The sequence below is a fragment of the Methanolobus bombayensis genome, from assembly GCF_017873415.1.
GTDB lineage: Archaea > Halobacteriota > Methanosarcinia > Methanosarcinales > Methanosarcinaceae > Methanolobus > Methanolobus bombayensis.
In genome coordinates this window covers 1-1,173 of the sequence record NZ_JAGGKD010000033.1, presented here as the reverse complement: position 1 = coordinate 1,173, position 1,173 = coordinate 1, and the positions used below count along the sequence as shown (strand labels likewise).

At 39.9% G+C, this 1,173-nt stretch carries 1 protein-coding gene; it reads left to right on the top strand.

Going from position 1 to position 1,173, the window contains the following annotated elements:
• Positions 1-21: 21 nt before the first annotated feature.
• On the top strand, positions 22-1,173 hold a 1,152-nt coding region (locus J2746_RS14580; protein WP_245250200.1), incomplete at its 3' end, for a methyl-accepting chemotaxis protein.

The following is a 1,173-nucleotide window of genomic DNA, read 5'->3' as shown; positions in this document are numbered from 1 at the left end:
AGGGTAGTAAAGGCGGATGATATGAACCGCCTTGTCAAATACATGAAAGATGCCCGTATATCGCAGGAAAGCTATCAGCTAACACAGGATCCTGCTTATGTTGCAGAGGTAGATGCGCATGTGGAAGAAATTGTAGCTCAGGCAGAATCTTCTAAGATTATTTTCAATGACCCTGTTAACGATCAGCAAATGGATGATGTACAGGCAGCTGCACTAAGCTATGATGAAGCATTCAACAATTATGTAACCCTTGAAAATCAAAAGGAAGAAGCTGAAGCTACATTAGTTCAGCAGGGTCTTGTTCTTGATGATCTTATCAACCAGATACGTGATACTCAGGAAGAAGATCTCAATCAGGCAATTGCACAAAATGCAGATAATAATGTTATCAATTCAGAGTCCGCAAATGTTGCTTATGCGAATCAGCTTTTACAGTTAAACCTCCAGTCACGTGGTGAAAGATTACGCTACATGGTTCACCTTGAAGATGAGTATGCAACAAATGTCAATGATATTATGGATGAGATAATTGTCATTGCCAATACCCTTGATTCACGTTTCCAGACCCAGGCAGACAAAGAAGCTGCCCAGGCAATAGCCTCTGCAGCTGCAGAATACAAAACCGATTTCAATTCTTATGTTTCTTATGCTGAAGAGCAGGAAGTTGCCAGAACAACTATGGTAGAGAGTGCTGCATCTGTTGAAACAATAACCAATGCAGCCCGTGCAGATCAGAAAGCGAAGATGGAAGATGAAATGTCAGGTGCAATTACATCATTAGCTGTTATTCTCTCATTTGCGATCTTAATTGGAATAATAATGGCATTTTTCATTTCCAGACTAATATCAAAATCCATAAATGATATAGTAGATGACTTCAAACAATTGACCAAAGATACCCTTGATGGTAAACTCGATAAGAGAGCAAGCACAAACGTCGGAATTGATTTCATAGACATCCCGAAAGGCTTCAATCAGGTGCTTGATGCAATCATAGGTCCGCTTAATGTTGCAGCTGAATACATCGACCGTATCTCCAAAGGTGACATCCCTGCTCCAATTACCGATGAATATAAAGGTGATTTCAACGAGATCAAGATCAATTTGAATCAATGTATTGATTCTGTAAATGCTCTTGTTTCAGATGCTAATATGCTTTCTGCTGCCGCCGTT